14 protein-coding genes are annotated in these 16,919 nt (G+C 73.0%); 10 read left to right on the forward strand and 4 right to left on the reverse strand.

Annotated elements, in window-relative coordinates; translation table 11 throughout:
* Nucleotides 1–89 precede the first annotated feature (89 nt).
* From rpsB to ACSMXW_RS27585, 10 genes are all read left to right on the forward strand, one after another.
* Entirely contained in the window at nt 90–968 is an 879-nt protein-coding gene (rpsB, locus tag ACSMXW_RS27540) for a 30S ribosomal protein S2 (RefSeq protein ID WP_485800195.1), read from the forward strand.
* Nucleotides 969–1,122: 154 nt separating this feature from the next.
* Nucleotides 1,123–1,959, forward strand: coding sequence for a translation elongation factor Ts (gene tsf / locus ACSMXW_RS27545; RefSeq protein WP_485800196.1), 837 nt, complete (start codon nt 1,123–1,125; stop codon nt 1,957–1,959).
* A 188-nt stretch (nt 1,960–2,147) separates the two neighbouring features.
* The gene (gene pyrH / locus ACSMXW_RS27550; protein WP_485800198.1) at nt 2,148–2,915 is read left to right on the forward strand and encodes a UMP kinase; all 768 of its coding nucleotides are present in this window, start codon (nt 2,148–2,150) and stop codon (nt 2,913–2,915) included.
* A gap of 184 nt (nt 2,916–3,099) precedes the next feature.
* A complete protein-coding gene (frr, locus tag ACSMXW_RS27555) occupies nt 3,100–3,657 on the forward strand; it encodes a ribosome recycling factor (protein WP_485800199.1) in 558 nt (185 codons plus the stop codon).
* Nucleotides 3,657–4,685 (forward strand): phosphatidate cytidylyltransferase, encoded by a 1,029-nt coding sequence (locus ACSMXW_RS27560; protein WP_485800201.1) that lies wholly within the window; start codon nt 3,657–3,659, stop codon nt 4,683–4,685. The genes frr and ACSMXW_RS27560 overlap by 1 nt, the downstream gene beginning before the upstream one ends.
* Nucleotides 4,686–4,939: 254 nt before the next feature.
* Complete coding sequence (locus ACSMXW_RS27565) at nt 4,940–6,286, forward strand: hypothetical protein (RefSeq protein ID WP_485800203.1); 1,347 nt, start codon at nt 4,940–4,942, stop codon at nt 6,284–6,286.
* Nucleotides 6,287–6,355: 69 nt separating this feature from the next.
* On the forward strand, nt 6,356–7,486 hold the full coding sequence (gene rlmN / locus ACSMXW_RS27570; protein WP_485800205.1) for a dual-specificity RNA methyltransferase RlmN: 1,131 nt from the start codon (nt 6,356–6,358) through the stop codon (nt 7,484–7,486).
* Nucleotides 7,487–7,844: 358 nt separating this feature from the next.
* The gene (locus ACSMXW_RS27575; protein WP_485808356.1) at nt 7,845–8,879 is read left to right on the forward strand and encodes a thiamine ABC transporter substrate-binding protein; all 1,035 of its coding nucleotides are present in this window, start codon (nt 7,845–7,847) and stop codon (nt 8,877–8,879) included.
* Between the two features lie 29 nt (nt 8,880–8,908).
* Nucleotides 8,909–10,951 carry an ABC transporter permease gene (locus ACSMXW_RS27580; protein ID WP_485800207.1) on the forward strand — a complete coding sequence of 681 codons (2,043 nt, stop codon included), beginning with the start codon at nt 8,909–8,911 and terminating at the stop codon, nt 10,949–10,951.
* A complete protein-coding gene (locus tag ACSMXW_RS27585; protein WP_485800209.1) occupies nt 10,952–12,028 on the forward strand; it encodes an ABC transporter ATP-binding protein in 1,077 nt (358 codons plus the stop codon).
* Between the two features lie 478 nt (nt 12,029–12,506).
* On the opposite strand, the gene ACSMXW_RS27590 is transcribed toward ACSMXW_RS27585, so the two are convergent.
* From ACSMXW_RS27590 to ACSMXW_RS27605, 4 genes are all read right to left on the reverse strand, one after another.
* Nucleotides 12,507–13,580 carry an LOG family protein gene (locus ACSMXW_RS27590; RefSeq protein ID WP_485808358.1) on the reverse strand — a complete coding sequence of 358 codons (1,074 nt, stop codon included), beginning with the start codon at nt 13,578–13,580 and terminating at the stop codon, nt 12,507–12,509.
* Nucleotides 13,581–13,845: 265 nt separating this feature from the next.
* Complete coding sequence (locus ACSMXW_RS27595) at nt 13,846–14,253, reverse strand: VOC family protein (RefSeq protein ID WP_485800211.1); 408 nt, start codon at nt 14,251–14,253, stop codon at nt 13,846–13,848.
* A 375-nt stretch (nt 14,254–14,628) separates the two neighbouring features.
* Complete coding sequence (locus ACSMXW_RS27600; RefSeq protein ID WP_485800213.1) at nt 14,629–15,819, reverse strand: hypothetical protein; 1,191 nt, start codon at nt 15,817–15,819, stop codon at nt 14,629–14,631.
* Entirely contained in the window at nt 15,801–16,532 is a 732-nt protein-coding gene (locus ACSMXW_RS27605) for an ABC transporter ATP-binding protein (RefSeq protein ID WP_485800215.1), read from the reverse strand. The genes ACSMXW_RS27600 and ACSMXW_RS27605 overlap by 19 nt, the downstream gene beginning before the upstream one ends.
* Nucleotides 16,533–16,919 lie beyond the last annotated feature (387 nt).

A 16,919-nucleotide genomic window follows, 5' to 3' on the forward strand; every position in this document is an offset into this window, starting at 1 on the left:
CTCGGTCCCTCGTGGCACAGCGCGCCGGGGCGTCAGGAGCGGCCGCCGTCCGGCGGGCGCGACAACCGAGAGCCAAGGAGAACACGGCCATGGCCGTCGTCACGATGCGGGAGCTGCTGGAGAGCGGCGTCCACTTCGGTCACCAGACCCGCCGTTGGAACCCGAAGATGAAGCGGTTCATCTTCACCGAGCGCAACGGCATCTACATCATCGACCTGCTCCAGTCGCTGTCGTACATCGACCGCGCCTACGAGTTCGTCAAGGAGACCGTCGCCCACGGCGGCACGGTCATGTTCGTCGGGACGAAGAAGCAGGCGCAGGAGGCCATCTCCGAGCAGGCCACCCGCGTCGGCATGCCCTACGTGAACCAGCGCTGGCTGGGCGGCATGCTCACCAACTTCTCGACGGTCTACAAGCGCCTGCAGCGCCTCAAGGAGCTCGAGCAGATCGACTTCGAGGACGTGGCCGCCTCCGGCCTCACCAAGAAGGAGCTGCTGGTCCTCTCCCGCGAGAAGGCCAAGCTGGAGAAGACCCTCGGCGGCATCCGCGAGATGTCCAAGGTGCCCAGCGCCGTCTGGATCGTGGACACCAAGAAGGAGCACATCGCCGTCGGCGAGGCCCGCAAGCTGAACATTCCGGTCGTCGCGATCCTGGACACCAACTGCGACCCCGACGAGGTCGACTACAAGATCCCGGGCAACGACGACGCGATCCGCTCCGTCACCCTGCTCACCCGGGTGATCGCCGACGCCGTCGCCGAGGGCCTCATCGCCCGTTCCGGTGTCGCCACCGGTGACTCCAAGCCGGGCGAGAAGGCAGCGGGCGAGCCGCTGGCCGAGTGGGAGCGTGACCTGCTCGAAGGTGAGAAGAAGGCCGACGAAGCCGGCGACAAGGCCGCGGACGCCGCCGAGCAGCCCGCCGAGGCCGCCCCGGCCGAGCAGCCGGCCGCGGACGCCGAGCAGGCCTGACGACCGCACGGTCGCCGGCGGCGGGACCGGTGGCACCGCCGGCCACCGCCCCGCCGCCGGCCCCGCGGGCGGGCGTGCCCGCGGGCCGGTGGGCCCGCACGGCCCGCCCCGGGACCCCCCGACCTTCCCGACTTCGAGAAAGACTCACAGACTGATGGCGAACTACACCACCGCCGACGTCAAGAAGCTCCGCGAGCTCACCGGCGCCGGCATGATGGACTGCAAGAAGGCCCTCGACGAGGCCGAGGGCAGCGTCGACAAGGCCGTCGAGCTGCTCCGCGTCAAGGGCCAGAAGGGTGTGGCCAAGCGCGAGGGCCGCTCCGCCGAGAACGGCGCCGTGGTCTCCAGGATCGCCGCCGACAACAGCAGCGGCGTCCTGCTCGAGCTGAAGTGCGAGACGGACTTCGTCGCCAAGGGCGAGAAGTTCCAGTCCGTCGCCAACGCGCTCGCGGAGCACGTCGCCGCCACCTCCCCGGAGAGCCTCGACGCGCTGCTCGCCTCCGAGATCGAGCCCGGCAAGACCGTCCAGGCCTACGTCGACGAGGCCAACGCCAACCTCGGCGAGAAGATCGTCCTGGACCGCTTCGCCCAGTTCGCGGACGGCTACGTCGCGGCGTACATGCACCGCACGATGCCCGACCTGCCGCCGCAGATCGGCGTCCTCGTGGAGCTCGACAAGGAGAACGCGGAGATCGCCAAGGACGTCGCGCAGCACATCGCCGCGTTCTCGCCGAAGTACCTCTCCCGGGAGGACGTCCCGGCCGAGGTCGTGGAGACCGAGCGGCGGCTCGCCGAGGAGACCTCCCGCAACGAGGGCAAGCCCGAGGCGGCGCTCCCGAAGATCGTCGAGGGCCGCGTCAACGGCTTCTTCAAGGAGGTCACCCTCCTCGACCAGCCGTTCGCGAAGGACAACAAGAAGTCCGTCCAGAAGGTCCTGGACGAGGCCGGTGTCACCCTGAAGCGCTTCACGCGCATCAAGGTCGGCATCTGAGTCCGTCACGCGACACGCGGGAGACCCCGCTAGGGTCGACCCAGCAGTCGCCGGCGCTCGGCGGACACGCCATGGGCCGCATGTGACGGACGAACGCAGATCCGACGAGGAGGCCATTGCCGCGCACGGGATGCAAGATCACCCACCGGCAGTGGCCTTCTTCGTCTGCGCACCACAAGGAGATCACCATGACCACCAAGGCCGCCCAGGGCGAGCACGGCGACGACGGCAAAGTGCCCGGACGCTTCCTGCTGAAGCTGTCCGGTGAGGCGTTCGCCGGCGGCGGAGGGCTCGGCGTCGACCCCGACGTGGTGCACAAGATCGCCCGCGAGATCGCGGCCGTCGTGCGCGACGGCTCGCAGATCGCCGTCGTCATCGGCGGCGGCAACTTCTTCCGCGGCGCCGAGCTGCAGCAGCGCGGCATGGACCGGGCCCGCTCCGACTACATGGGCATGCTCGGCACGGTCATGAACTGCCTCGCCCTCCAGGACTTCCTGGAGAAGGAGGGCATCGTCTCGCGCGTGCAGACCGCGATCTCCATGGGCCAGGTCGCCGAGCCGTACATCCCGCTGCGGGCGGTGCGGCACCTGGAGAAGGGCCGCGTGGTGATCTTCGGCGGCGGGACCGGCATGCCGTACTTCTCCACCGACACCACCGCGGCCCAGCGCGCCCTGGAGATCGACGCCGAGGCCCTCCTCATGGGGAAGAACGGCGTGGACGGCGTCTACGACTCGGACCCCAAGACCAACCCCGACGCGGTGAAGTTCGACGCGCTCGAGTACGGCGAGGTCATCACCCGTGACCTCAAGGTCGCCGACGCCACCGCCGTCACCCTCTGCCGCGACAACAAGCTGCCCATCCTGGTTTTCGAGCTTCTCAAGGAAGGGAATATCGCGCGGGCCGTCAAGGGTGAGAAGATCGGCACGCTCGTAAGCGACCAGGGCAGCCGGGCCTGAGCCGGCCCGCGCCCGGGTACCCGGCGCCGCGGGGCCCGGGCAGCCGGGTGCGCGATTCGGGAAACGGCTCCCTGAGGGGATGGACAAAGCCCTGCCGGGAGGACACCGTGCAGGAAACAGACACGACGCAGCCGGCCGCAGCCCGTGCGAAGCCGGGCCAGCTCAAGACACGCAGGAGCAAGTGGTGATCGAAGAGACCCTCCTCGAAGCCGAGGAGAAGATGGAGAAGGCCGTCGTGGTCGCCAAGGAGGACTTCGCCGCGATCCGCACGGGCCGTGCGCACCCGGCGATGTTCAACAAGATCGTGGCCGACTACTACGGCGCGATGACGCCGATCAACCAGCTCGCCTCGTTCTCCGTGCCCGAACCCCGGATGGCGGTGGTGACCCCGTTCGACAAGAGCGCCCTGCGCAATATCGAGCAGGCCATCCGCGACTCCGACCTGGGCGTCAACCCGAGCAACGACGGTCACATCATCCGGGTGGTCTTCCCGGAGCTCACCGAGGAGCGCCGCAAGGAGTTCATCAAGGTCGCCAAGACCAAGGGCGAGGACGCCAAGATCGCGATCCGCTCGGTGCGCCGCAAGGCCAAGGAGGCCATCGACAAGCTGATCAAGGACGGCGAGGTCGGCGAGGACGAGGGGCGGCGCGCCGAGAAGGAGCTCGACGACACCACCGCGAAGTACGTCGCCCAGGTGGACGAGCTGCTCAAGCACAAGGAATCCGAGCTGCTCGAGGTCTGATGAACGACTCTTCCTGGGGAGCGGCGTCCGGGGCGCCGTCCGGGGCCGGATACGCCGGCCCATGGCTCCCGCCCGACCAGGACTCCGCCGAACGGGCTGCCCGGACGGGTCCTGCGTACGATGCTTTCCGCGATGTGCCGCCGCAGCCGATGCAGACCCTGCAGGAGCCCATGCCCAGCGACTCCGAGCCCGACCCGGGCCCACAGCAGAAGAAGAGCGCCGGCCGTGACCTGGGCGCGGCCATAGGGGTCGGACTCGGGCTCGGCGCGGTGATCCTCGTGGCGCTCTTCGTGGTGAAGGCCGTCTTCGTCGGGGTGATCGTGGTCGCCGTCGTCGTGGGCCTCTGGGAGCTCACCTCGCGGCTGCGGGAGCGCAAGGACATCAACGCCCCCCTGGTGCCGCTCGCCGTCGGCGGCACCGCCATGGTGGTGGCCGGGTACGTCCGCGACACCGAGGGCGCCTTCGTGGCGGTGGCCCTCACCGCCCTCGCGGTCCTGGTGTGGCGGATGACGCAGCCGCCCGAGGGCTACCTCAGGGACGTCACCGCGGGTGTCTTCGCCGCCTTCTACGTGCCGTTCCTCGCGACGTTCGTCGCCCTGCTGCTGAGCGCCGGCGACGGGCCGCGCCGGGTGCTCACCTTCCTGATCCTGACGGTCGTCAGCGACACCGGCGCCTACGCGGTCGGCTGGCGCTTCGGCTCGCACAAGCTCGCCCCGCGGATCAGCCCCGGCAAGACCCGGGAGGGCCTGATCGGCGCGGTGGCCTTCGCGATGGTCGCGGGCGCGCTCTGCATGCAACTGCTGATCGACGGCGGCACCTGGTGGCAGGGCCTGCTGCTGGGCCTCGCGGTCGCCGCCAGCGCCACCCTGGGCGACCTCGGCGAGTCGATGATCAAGCGCGACCTCGGCATCAAGGACATGGGCACCCTGCTGCCCGGCCACGGCGGTCTCATGGACCGCCTGGACTCCCTCCTGCCCACCGCCCCCGTGGTGTGGCTGCTGATGGTGATCTTCGTGGGAGCCGCCTGACCCCTGGACGCCTGACCTCCGTGGACGCCGACGAAGGCCCGTTACCCCTTCGGGGGGTGGCGGGCTCTTCCTGTGGCTACTCCATGTCGCCTACCGGGGGCTAGATTCAGGTGCCCGGCGGGGATGGACGGATCATGTCCACCATGTACGACCGTGGCCGGCCAGGTGAACGCGGCGGTGACAGGCACGACCGGGACCGGCGTCGTGACCGCCGTGGTGGCAAACAGGACCGGAAGCGGCCTCCCAACCGCCTCGTGGAGTGGTATCAGGAGCGCTCCTCCTGGGCGCTCCGCGAGGAGATCCGCGCGGACGTGCGAAAACTGCGGGTGGTCCTCGCGGCGAAGGAAGCGAGGCTGAAAGAGGGAGCCGCCCAGCGGGGCGAAGGGTCTGCCAGGCGGGAGGAGGAGGCAGCCAAGCGGCTGGGAGAGGCCGCGAGGCTGAAGGAGGAGGCCGCCAGGCTGAAAGGGGAGGCCGCCAGGCGGGAAGAAGAGGCCGCCAGGCAGGACGAGGGGGCTACCAGGCGGGGCGAGGAGGCCGCCAGGAGGAGAGAGGAAGGCGTCAGGCCGCAAGAGGCGCGCCTTCCCGCGGACAAGGCCGCGATCATCAAGGGCATCCGCAAGGAACTGGTCAGGGCGGAAAGAGTCATCGCCTACCACCGGCACCTCCGCGGTGCGGCGAGTTCCCACATGACCGCCGCCCGGCTGCACTTCAACGCCGCCTATGCGCTGTGGCTGAGGCTCCTCGACCCCGACGACCTGAAGCCGTTCCTACCGCACCTGGTGACGGTGGTGGAGGACCACCTGGAGCCGCCCGACAAGCGCAGGCTCGCCGTGCAACAGATCGTGCGCGACCTGGAGAGCCGCAAGGCGGTGTTCGACGCACCGCGTGCGCTCACGATCATCGAAGCGGTCGGCGGGGCCCACGACGCCGCACACCGCGAGAAACTGCGGGCCGAGAGTTTCGTACGCATCCTGCTCTGGATGATCGTCATCGTGCTCGTCGCCGCGATCGCGGTCGCGGTGCTGGGCGCCGTCTCGCCCAGGGCCGTGCCGCTGTGCTTCAACCCACAGACGGTGCAGAGCTGGGGATTCAGCGAGAGCATGTACAAGGTCGTCTGCCCCACGGGGGCGTCAAGTCGGGACTTCCCCCTGTCCGCGACCGACAGGGAGAACAGGGACTTCGCGAATCGCATGGACTACCTGGTCGTCGAACTCGTCGGCATGGTGGCGGCGGGCATCGCGGCGACGACCGCGCTGCGGCGGATGCGCGGGACGGCCACCGCGTTCCCCATCCCGGTGGCGCTCGCCGTCCTGAAGCTGCCCGCCGGGGCACTCACCGCCGCCCTCGGGCTGCTGCTCATGGCCGGGGGCTTCGTGCCGGGCCTCAGCGCACTTGACTCCGCGCCGCAGATCATCGCCTGGGCGGCGATCTTCGGCTACGCGCAGGAACTGTTCACCGGATACGTCGACCGACGCGGGGCTGAGGTGCTACAGGCGGTGCACCAGTCCACGGATCCCCTGTACCCCGCCGGCACACTGACCCCCAGCGCTTCCATGGGCGGCTCGCCCTCCGGCGCTGCCGCGGTCAAGCCGTCGGACTGACCCGCGCCCTCGGTCGCCGCTCGCACGCGCCCCCGGCCACCCGGAACGATCTGCGACACTTGTCAGATCATGCCTGCACCCGGAGAACTCACCTTTGCCGCCCCCCGCGGGGCCAGGAAGCCGCCGCGGCATCTTGCCGATCTCACGCCCGCGCAGCGGAAGGAGGCCGTCGCCGCGATCGGGGAGAAGCCCTTCCGTGCCAAGCAGCTCTCGCAGCACTACTTCGCCCGGCTGGCGCACGACCCCGACCAGTGGACCGACATCCCCGCGGCCTCGCGGGGCCGGCTGCGGGAAGCGCTGCTGCCCGACCTGATGACCGTGGTGCGGCACATCAGCTGCGACGACGACACCACCCGCAAGACCCTGTGGCGGCTCTTCGACGGCGCCCTCGTGGAGTCTGTCCTGATGCGCTACCCGGACCGCGTCACCATGTGCATCAGCTCACAGGCCGGGTGCGGGATGAACTGCCCGTTCTGCGCCACCGGGCAGGCCGGACTGGAGCGGAACCTGTCCACCGCCGAGATCGTCCACCAGATCGTCGACGGCATACGGGCCCTGCGGAACGGCGAGATCGGCGGCGGCCGGGAGACCGGCGGAGCGGGCGGCCCCGCCCGGCTCTCCAACATCGTCTTCATGGGCATGGGCGAGCCGCTCGCGAACTACCCCCGCGTGGTCGGTGCCATCCGCCGCCTCACCGACCCCGAGCCGGACGGCCTCGGGCTGTCGCAGCGCGGTATCACCGTCTCCACCGTCGGCCTCGTGCCCGCCATGCACCGGTTCGCGGACGAGGGCTTCACGTGCCGCCTCGCCGTGTCGCTGCACGCGCCCGACGACGAACTGCGCGACACCCTCGTCCCCGTCAACACCCGCTGGAAGGTCCGCGAAGTGCTCGACGCCGCCTGGGAGTACGCGGCGAAGTCCGGCCGCCGGGTCTCGATCGAGTACGCCCTCATCCGGGACATCAACGACCAGGCCTGGCGCGGCGACCGGCTCGGGCGGCTGCTCAAGGGCAAGCGGGCCCATGTCAACCTCATCCCGCTCAACCCCACGCCCGGCTCCAAGTGGACCGCCTCACGCCCCGAGGACGAGAAGGCCTTCGTCGCCGCCATCGCCGCCCACGGCGTGCCCGTCACGGTCCGCGACACCCGTGGCCAGGAGATCGACGGGGCCTGTGGACAACTCGCAGGGGCCGAACGCTGAACTTGTACGCTGACCCCGTACACATATCCGCACAGCACACATCTGCACATTCCGACAGGGGAGCGCCACAGCGCTGAGAGTGCGGCACACGCGGACACCTCCGGGTGCTCCGGACGCGCTGCCGCAGACCCTCTGAACCTCGCCGTCGGGGGCAAGGGGCGCTCCCCGAGCGACCCCTGCCCCGGGTAGGAAGTTCGGTCACCACTCCAGCGGTTGCGCCCCGCCACCGCCCCAGGGACGGGGCGCCGGCCCAGCGGGGCCGCGACGGCGGGGCCGCGTCTTCTCCTGGTCAGCCAGGAGGAATCCAGTGAGCACCATCAAGAAGGCCGCGGCCGTCGCCCTGGCCACCGGGCTCGGCATGGGCGCGCTCGGCGCCTGCTCGGACTCCGGCAGCGCCGCACCGGGCTCCGGCTCCACGACCGTGACACTCGTCGCCCATGACTCCTTCGCCGCCTCCAAGAGCGTGCTGAGGGACTTCGAGAAGACCTCCGGCTACAAGGTCAGGGTGCTCAAGGACGGCGACGCCGGGGAAGCCGTCAACAAGGCCATCCTCACCAAGGACAACCCCCAGGGCGACGTCTTCTTCGGCGTCGACAACACCCTCCTGAGCCGTGCGCTCGACAACCACCTCTTCCAGCCCTACCGCGCGAACGGGCTCGACCTGGTCCGCCCCGAGTTCTGGGCCGACAGCGGGCAGCACTGGGTCACCCCCATCGACACCGGAAACATCTGCGTCAACTACGACAAGAGGTACTTCACCGCCCACCACCTCAAGCCCCCGGCCACCTTCGCCGACCTCACCCGGCCCGCCTACCGGAACCTCCTCGTCACGGAGAACGCCTCGACCTCCTCGCCGGGCCTCGGCTTCCTGCTCGGCAGCGCCGCCCAGTACGGCGCCAAGGGCTGGCCCGCCTACTGGACGAAGCTCAAGGCGAACGGCGTCAAGGTCGTCGACACCTGGGAGCAGGCGTACAACGAGGAGTTCTCCGGCTCCGCCGGCGGCAGGAAGGCGGGCGGCGACCGTCCCCTCGTCGTCTCCTACGCCTCGTCCCCGCCCTCCGAGGCCATCTACGCCCACCCGCAGCCCGCGACCGCCCCGACCGGCGTGGCCAAGGGCACCTGCTTCCGCCAGATCGAGTACGCCGGCCTGCTCGACCACGCCAAGAACGCCAAGGGTGGCAAGGCCCTGCTCGACTTCCTGATATCCAAGAAGTTCCAGGACGACATGCCGCTGAACATGTTCGTCGACCCGGTGCGCGAGACGGCCCAGCCGCCCGCGCTGTACCGGAAGTACGCCGTACAGGTCGACACCCCGCAGACGATGTCGCCCGGCGCCATCGCCCAGCACCGCGATCAGTGGGTCAGGACATGGACCTCCCTCGTCCTGAAGTGACGGACGGGCGGCCCACCCGCCGGTCCGTCATGGACGAGGAGACGCCTCGGCGGTCCCAGGAGGGCGAGCGGGCGCCGCGCGGATCAGGCGCGCGCGAGCGGGCGCCCCGTGAGGCCCCCGCCGGCGAGCCGGGTGCCCGCGGGGCCGGTGCGGAGCGCCCCGGACGGCTCGACGGCGCGGACGCACGGCACGCCGGCCGGCCTGGAGCGGACGAGCGGGGCGACCCCCGGCGCGTGCCGGACGGGGAGGGCACCCTCCGGCCCCGAGCGGACAGGGAGGCCACCCCCCGGGCCGTGCCCGGCGAGGAGGCCAACCCCCGGGCCGTGCCGGACGGGGAGGGCACTCGCCGAGCGGACGCGGACGCGGACGCGGACGCGGGCGCGGGCGTGCGGCTGCGGCGCAGCCGCCGGCCGGGGGCGGATCCGCGGCACCGGGGGCGGTCCGGGGCGGTGCGCCTCGGTCTGCTGGCCGTACCCGTCGCGTTCTTCGCGCTCTTCTTCGCCTACCCCGTCGCCGCGATCGTCGCCCGCGGTCTGCGGGCCGGCGGCGCCTGGCACATGGGACGGATCGGCACGGTGCTCGGCGACCCCGGCGTCGGGCACGTGCTCTGGTTCACCGTCTGGCAGGCGCTGGTGTCCACGGCCCTCACCCTGGTGCTCGCGCTGCCCGGGGCCTATGTGTTCGCGCGGCTCGACTTCCCGGGCAAGCGGCTGCTGCGCGCCGTGGTCACCGTCCCGTTCGTGCTGCCCACGGTCGTGGCGGGCAGCGCCTTCCTGGCGCTGCTCGGCCGCGGGGGGCTCCTCGACCAGCTGTGGGGCGTGCGGCTGGACACCACCGTGTGGGCCATCCTGCTCGCGCACGTCTTCTTCAACTACGCCGTCGTCGTCCGCACCGTCGGCGGCCTGTGGGCACAGCTCGACCCCCGTCAGGAGGAGGCCGCGCGGATGCTCGGCGCCTCGCGGCGGGCGGCCTGGCGGGCCGTGACGCTGCCCGCGCTGGCGCCGGCCGTGGCCGCCGCCGCCCTCATCGTCTTCCTGTTCACCTTCACGTCCTTCGGGATCGTGCAGATACTCGGCGGTCCCGCCTTCTCCACCGTCGAGGTCGAGATCTACCGGCAGACGGCGGAGCTCTTCGACCTGCCGGCCGCCGCCGTGCTCACCCTGCTGCAACTCGCCGCCGTCCTCGCCATCCTCGCCGTGCACGCCCGGACCGTCCGCCGCCGCGAGCGCGCCCTGCACCTGGTGGACGCGGGCGGCACCGCACGGCGGCCGCGCGGCGCGGCGCAGTGGGCCCTGCTCGGCGCCGTCCTCGCCACCGTCTGCGCCCTGCTCCTGCTGCCCCTCGCCGTGCTCATCCAGCGCTCCCTGCGCACCGCCGACGGCTACGGCCTCGCCTACTACCGCGCGCTGGGCTCCGCCGACGGCGGCGTCTTCCTCGTACCGCCCATCGACGCCGTCGCCAACTCCCTGGAGTACGCGCTCGCCGCCACCGCCATCGCCCTGGTGGTGGGCGGGCTCGCCGCCGCGGCCCTCAGCCGGCGCGCCGGGGCGCTGCTGCGCGGGTTCGACGCGCTGCTGATGCTGCCGCTCGGGGTCTCCGCCGTCACGGTCGGCTTCGGCTTCCTCATCGCGCTCGACCGGCCACCGCTCGACCTGCGCTCCTCCTGGATCCTGGTGCCGCTCGCGCAGGCCCTCGTCGGGGCCCCGTTCGTGGTGCGCACCATGCTGCCCGTGCTGCGTGCCGTGGACGACCGGCTCCGGCAGGCCGCGGCCGTGCTCGGCGCGTCGCCGCCGCGGGTCTGGCGCGAGGTCGACCTGCCGATGGTGCGCCGTGCGCTGCTCACCTCCGCGGGTTTCGCGTTCGCCGTCTCCCTGGGCGAGTTCGGCGCCACCGTCTTCATAGCCCGGCCCGACCGGCCCACCCTGCCGGTGGCCGTGGCCCGGCTGCTGGGCCGGGCGGGCGACCTCAACTACGGGCAGGCCATGGCGCTCTCCGTGGTGCTGATGGTGGTGTGCGCGCTCGCGCTCCTGCTGCTCGAACGCGTCAGGACCGACCACACGGGAGAGTTCTAGATGCCCACGGGAGCCACGGGAGCCACGGGAGCCACGGGAGAGATCCGGATGCTCACGCTCGACGCCGCCACCGTCCGCTACGGCAGGGCCGCCGCCCGGCCCGCCCTGGACGGGGTGGACCTCACGGTCGCCGAGCACGAGATCGTCTGCGTGCTCGGCCCCAGCGGCAGCGGCAAGTCGACGCTGCTGCGCGCCGTCGCCGGCCTCCAGCCGCTGGACGCGGGCCGGGTGCTGCTGGCCGGCCGCGACCAGCGGGGCGTGCCGCCCCACCGGCGCGGCGTCGGCCTGATGTTCCAGGACCACCAGCTCTTCCCGGGACACGACGTCGGCGGCAACGTCGCCTTCGGGCTGCGGATGCACGGGGTGCCGCGCCGGGAGCGGGACGAGCGTGTCGCGCGGCTGCTGGAGCTGGTCGGGCTGCCGGGCGCCGAGCGGCGGCCCGTCACCGCGCTCTCCGGCGGCGAGCAGCAGCGGGTCGCGCTGGCCCGCGCGCTCGCCCCGCGACCCCGGCTGCTGATGCTCGACGAGCCCCTCGGCCAGCTCGACCGCACCCTGCGCGAACGCCTCGTGGTCGAGCTGCGGGAACTCTTCGCCGAGCTGGGCACCACCGTGCTCGCCGTCACCCACGACCAGGGTGAGGCGTTCGCGCTCGCCGACCGGGTCGTGGTCATGAGGGACGGCCGCATCGCCCAGTCGGGCACCCCCCTGACGGTCTGGCAGCGGCCCGCCGACGCGTTCGTGGCCCGCTTCCTCGGCTTCGAGAACGTCATCGACGCCCGAGTCGGCGGCGAGGCCGCCGACACCGCCTGGGGGAAGCTGCCCGTGCCGGCCGGCACCGCGCAGGGCGAGTGCCGCCTGCTGGTGCGCCCGGCGGGCGTCCGGCTCGGGCCCGCCGAGGCGGGTCTGCGCTGCACCGTCACGGCGCGCACGTTCCGCGGCAGCCACGTCGCCGTCCGCCTCGCCCCGCACGACGGCGGCCCCCGCCTGGAGGCGGCCTGCCCGCTGCGGGACGCGCCCGAGACCGGGGCGGAGGTGGGGGTGGCGTTCGACGCCGCGGACATCGTCGTGCTGCCGTGACCGTGCGCGTGCGGTGCGGGCCTGACCTGTCCGGACGGCGGACCGCGTGACGCACGGCCGCGGACCGGGCTCGGCCACGAGCGGTACTGCGCCGAAGCGGTGGAGCAGACCCGGCTGCCGCGTGCCGTGCCCGCCGCCGGCGCCGACCTCACGGCACCCGTTCCGACCTGCCCCGACCGGACCCCGGACACGCTGATGCGGCACGTCGGCGGTGCCGTCCGCCGGATGGAGGCCATGGTCCGCACCCAGGGCGGAGGAACCACCCGAGGACGGCGTGCCCGGCTCCCGCGGCCCCTACGAGGACGGCGCCGCCGGGCCCGGGGCGCTCGGAGCGCTCGGGGCGCACCAAGCGGCTTCCGAGCCCCGAAAGGGGCGCGGGGAACCGCGCGGAGCCCCGAAAGGGGCGCGGGGAACCGGCGCGAACGGCCACGACGATGCCCGCGCGCCGCCACCGGCCCAAGGAGGCTGCCCGGGCCGTTCAGGCCATCCGGGCCAGCGCGTCCGGTGCCTCCTCTACGGAGTCGACCAAGGCGATCCGGTGCTCCATGGACCGCTCACGCGCGAGGGCTTGGAGCAGCGGCCACGCCGGCAGGCGCTCGGTCCAGTGGGCGCGGTCGACCAGCACCATCGGCGTCGGCTCGCCGCGCGACTCGTAGTAGTTGGGCGTGGCGTTGTCGAAGATCTCCTGGACCGTGCCCGCGGCGCCGGGCAGGAACACCACGCCGGCGTTCGAGCGGGCGAGCAGGCCGTCCTCGCGGAGGGCGTTGGCGAAGTACTTGGCGATGTGCGCCGCGAACGCGTTCGGCGGCTCGTGCCCGTAGAACCAGGTGGGGATGCCTATCGAGGCACCTCCTCCGGGCCAGCGGGAGCGTATCTCGAAGGCGACCGTGGCCCAGTCCGTCACCGAGGGCCTGAACGAGGGCGCCTTGCCGAGGAGTTCGAGGGACTCCGTCAGCATCGCGTCGTCGAAGGGGGCCGCGTACGCGCCGAAGTTGGCCGCCTCCATCGCACCGGGACCGCCGCCCGTCGCCACCGTGAACCCGGCTCTGGCGAGGGTCCTGCCGAGCCGTGCCGCGCCGGCGTAGGCGTCCGTGCCGCGCGCCATGGCGTGGCCGCCCATCACTCCCACCACCCGCGCGCCCACGACGAGTTCGTCCAGGGCGTCCGAGACGGAGTCGTCGTGCACGGCACGCAGCATCGACGAGAAGACATCGCCGTCGGAGCCGGTCCGCCGGAACCACGCGTACGCGCGCGCGTCCGGCGTCGTCTCATAGCCCTTGGAGAGTCCGTCGAAGAGTTCGCCGGGCGTGTAGAGCAGCCCGCGGTACGGGTCGAACGGCAGGCCCGGCACCGGCGGGAAGACCAGCGCGCCGGCCTCGCGCACGCGTGCCGCCGCCTGCTCGGCCATCGGGCAGCCGAGGAAGACGGCACCCGGCACCTCGGCGGTCAGCAGCGCGTCCGTGCGGGCCGTGAGGTCGACGCCCTGGACGCGGTATCCGGTCAGGGAGCCGCCGTCGGCCAGTACCGAGTCGAACTCGGCGAGCGTCTCGATCTCGCGGTCGGTCTCGTACCCGGTTCCCGCGCCACGGGGTGACGCGGACGGCGGCGTGGCGCCCGGGGACGCGGTGGATGACGGCGGGGCGGCGGGGCTGGTCTCGTCAGTCGGCTGCACCCGCCCATGCTAGGCAGCGTGCCGGCGGTGGCCGGCCGGACCCCCGGGGCCGAAGCCACCGGCACCCGAGCGCCGTTCGGCACGGGAGCGGCTGTGCGGCACGGGAACGCCCCCCGCGCGCTCCCGTGCCGAAGGGCGCGCTCCCTCAGCCCTCGATTGCCGCCGGATCCATCCACACGACCTCCCAGGTGTGCCCGTCCGGGTCGTCGAAGGCGCGGCCGTACATGAAGCCCAGGTCCTGCGTCTTGCCGGACGCGGTGCCGCCGAGGGAGATCGCGCGGTCCACCAGTTCGTCGACCTTCTCGCGGGCCGGGGCGCTCAGGCAGAGCAGCACCTCGGAGGTGGTGGTGGCGTCCGCGACCGCCTTGTCGGTGAACTCCTGGTAGCGCTCCCTGGTCAGCAGCATCGCGACGATGGTGTCGCTGATCACCACGGAGGCGCAGTCGTCGGTCGTGAACTGCTTGTTCAGGGTGTAGCCCAGCTCCGTGAAGAACTTCTTGCTGACCTCGATGTCGTTCACGGGCAGATTGACGAAGATCATCTGCTGGTACACGGGTCCCTCCCGGGATGTCGCTGTGCGCCGCCGCGGCCGGCGCCCGCGTGCTCACGCGGCCGGTGCGGTACGGCCCTACGCAGTGGTGGACCGCACCGCCGTTCGGAACTCATCGCTCTCGGGACGAGGACTTCGAGAACTTCCGGGGGCCCACTTCGGGCGCGGGGCGCCAGGCCCGCGACGCCTGCGAGGCCCACGAGGCGCTTGAGGCCCGGACGCCCTTGAGGCCCGCGACGGCTGCGAGGCTTCGAGGAGTGTCAGGGGCAGGGCGGGTGCGGTCGCCGCGGGCCGGAGCGCGGTCGGCCCCCGGCACAGCCCCCCAGCACAGCCCCCCAGCACAGCCCCCCGGCTCGGCTCTCCCGGCGAACGCCCCTCTCAGCCCCCCAGCGGCACCGCGGCCAGCGCCGACACCCCCCAGGTCAGCGGCAGGAACACGGCCAGCAGGGCCGCCGCGCGCAGGGCCACCGCCGTGCGCAGCAGCCGGGGCGGCGCGCCGAGCCGCAGCAGGGCCGCCGTCGTGTCGGCGCGCGCCCTGCGCACCTCCAGCGCGGCGATCAGCAGGGTGGCGAACGTGCAGCCCGCGACGATCAGGGCGCCGAGCAGGCTCAGTGGTCCCGTTCCGGGCTGCTCGCGGTCGTACAGCGCGGCGGCCGCGTAGCCGCCGGACGCCACGGCGCACACCACGCCGAGCGGCCGGCCGAGCCGCCGTGCCTCCTGTTGCAGGATGCGCCCCGCGAGCAGGCGCAGTGCGCTGGGCCGGGCCGTCTGGAGCAGCCGGCCGGCGAGGTGGGTGAGGGCGGGCCCGGCCAGCGCGAGACCGAGCGCCGTCAGGCCCCAGCCGGCCAGAACGCCCAGGGAGCCGTTGGCCAGCCCGTTCGGCAGCGGCAGTCCGTCCGAGGGCCGCTGGGTGCCGCCCGCCCACAGCTCGGCGGCGAAGCCGGCCACCAGGAGCGCGACGCCCGTGGCGAGCCCGGCCGGGCGCCGCGCGGGCGCCGGCGGCCGGTCGGCGTCCTCCAGGGCGTCCGCCTCCTCGGCGCCGCGCCCGTGGGCCGGCCCGGGCCGGGGCCGCAGCGCGAGGGCGGCGGCGGCCGCGGCGGCCACCGGGACGGGCACGAGCAGCGTGAGGACGCCGGCCACCGGCAGCGGCCGGCCTGCGGCGAGCAGCCCATCGGCGGCGCCGTGGAACGGCAGGCCGCCCAGGTTCCCGCGCAGGTGCAGGAAGAGCAGCAGCGCGAGCACGGACCCCACGGCGCAGCTGAGCGCGGTGGAGAGCACGGAGAGCACCATGAGCCGGTGCGGGCCGAGGCCGACCGCGAACAGCGCGGAGCGCGGGCGCGTGCCGGGGTCGCTGCGGGCGACGGCCACCGCGAGGTCCACCGTCGCCACCAGCGGGGCGAGGCACCACAGCAGCCGGAAGAGGGCGTTCTGCGGGGTCTGCGGATGGCCCAGCGCATACCCGAGGGTGCACAGCAGCAGGAAGCCGGTGCCGCCCGCCGCCACGGACACCAGCAGCCGGCGGAGCTGGACGGCGGGGTGGGCCCCGCGGGCTAGACGGAGAGCGAGCACGCGGCCTCGCCCTCCGCCCCGGCGCCGTGGGGCACGCCACCGGTGGCCCGCCCGTCGAGCAGGGACACCGACCGGTCGGCGAGCGCGGCGGTGTGCTGGTCGGAGGTGGCCAGCACGACGGTGATGCCGCGCGCGCGTGCCGCGGTCAGCACGGTGCGCAGCACATGGTCGTGGTCGGCGTGGTGCAGCGGCGCGGTCGGCTCGTCCGCGAAGAGCACCGCGGGTCCCGCGACCAGGGCGCGGGCCACGGCCACCCGCTGCCGCTGCGCCTGCGTGAGGGCGTAAGGGCGCTTGCGCGCGCAGTGGGCGATGTCCAGGTGGCCGAGCCACTCCAGGGCGGTCGCGCGGGCCGTGCGGTGCGCGCTGCCGGACAGCAGCAGCGGCAGGGCGGCGTTCTCCCAGGCGGTCAGCTCGGGCACCAGGCCGGGGCGCGGGCCGACCCAGCCGAACCGCTCGCGCCGCAGCCGCTCCCGGGCCGGCCTGCCGAGGGTGTGCACGCCGGTGCCGCGGAACCACACCTCGCCCTGGTCCGGCACGAGCTGCCCGGACAGGCACCGCAACAGGGTGGTCTTGCCGCTGCCGCGGGGGCCGCTGACCGCCAGGATCTCACCGTCCCCCGCCGCCAGGGAGACCTCGGCGAGTGCGGGGGAGCCGTGGTACGTGACGGTCAGGGCATGCGCCGTGAGCACGTCGTTGTCCGGCGGGGCCGCCATGGCGAACACCTCAGTTTCCGCTCAGAGCCGTCAGTCCCCCCGAAACGGCGTGAACTTAACATGCAGCCGCCCCCGCGCCCGGCAGTTCCGCGGCCGTCCGTCCCCCGTACGGCCCAGCTCGCACGGGCCGCCGCCGCGTAACCGCGGGCACACCCATCTCACCCGAAAAGGTGACCGGCGGCCGGCGTCGGCACTGCGCCGGCCGTGGCCGCTCCGCGCCCGGGCAGACGCACCGGCCGCCCCCGGCGGCCCGTCCGCCGGCCGCTCTCGTGCGCGCCGCTCGCGCCCCTGGAGGCGGCCGGGCAGGGGACTAGGGTGGTGCCGAAGACGTCTCACCCTGTGGACAGCTGAACGCATGACCCCGTAAACATGCTGAACACCCTGAAC

Source organism: Streptomyces sp. DSM 116793, from assembly GCF_057320905.1.

Bases quoted from the DNA above. Each gene is read 5' to 3' on its own strand.
- rpsB (WP_485800195.1), top strand. From the start codon at position 90: ATGGCCGTCGTCACGATGCGGGAGCTGCTGGAGAGCGGCGTCCACTTC.
- tsf (WP_485800196.1), top strand. From the start codon at position 1,123: ATGGCGAACTACACCACCGCCGACGTCAAGAAGCTCCGCGAGCTCACC.
- pyrH (WP_485800198.1), top strand. From the start codon at position 2,148: ATGACCACCAAGGCCGCCCAGGGCGAGCACGGCGACGACGGCAAAGTG.
- ACSMXW_RS27560 (WP_485800201.1), top strand. From the start codon at position 3,657: ATGAACGACTCTTCCTGGGGAGCGGCGTCCGGGGCGCCGTCCGGGGCC.
- rlmN (WP_485800205.1), top strand. From the start codon at position 6,356: ATGCCTGCACCCGGAGAACTCACCTTTGCCGCCCCCCGCGGGGCCAGG.
- ACSMXW_RS27575 (WP_485808356.1), top strand. From the start codon at position 7,845: ATGGGCGCGCTCGGCGCCTGCTCGGACTCCGGCAGCGCCGCACCGGGC.
- ACSMXW_RS27580 (WP_485800207.1), top strand. From the start codon at position 8,909: ATGGACGAGGAGACGCCTCGGCGGTCCCAGGAGGGCGAGCGGGCGCCG.
- ACSMXW_RS27585 (WP_485800209.1), top strand. From the start codon at position 10,952: ATGCCCACGGGAGCCACGGGAGCCACGGGAGCCACGGGAGAGATCCGG.
- ACSMXW_RS27605 (WP_485800215.1), bottom strand. From the start codon at position 16,532: ATGGCGGCCCCGCCGGACAACGACGTGCTCACGGCGCATGCCCTGACC.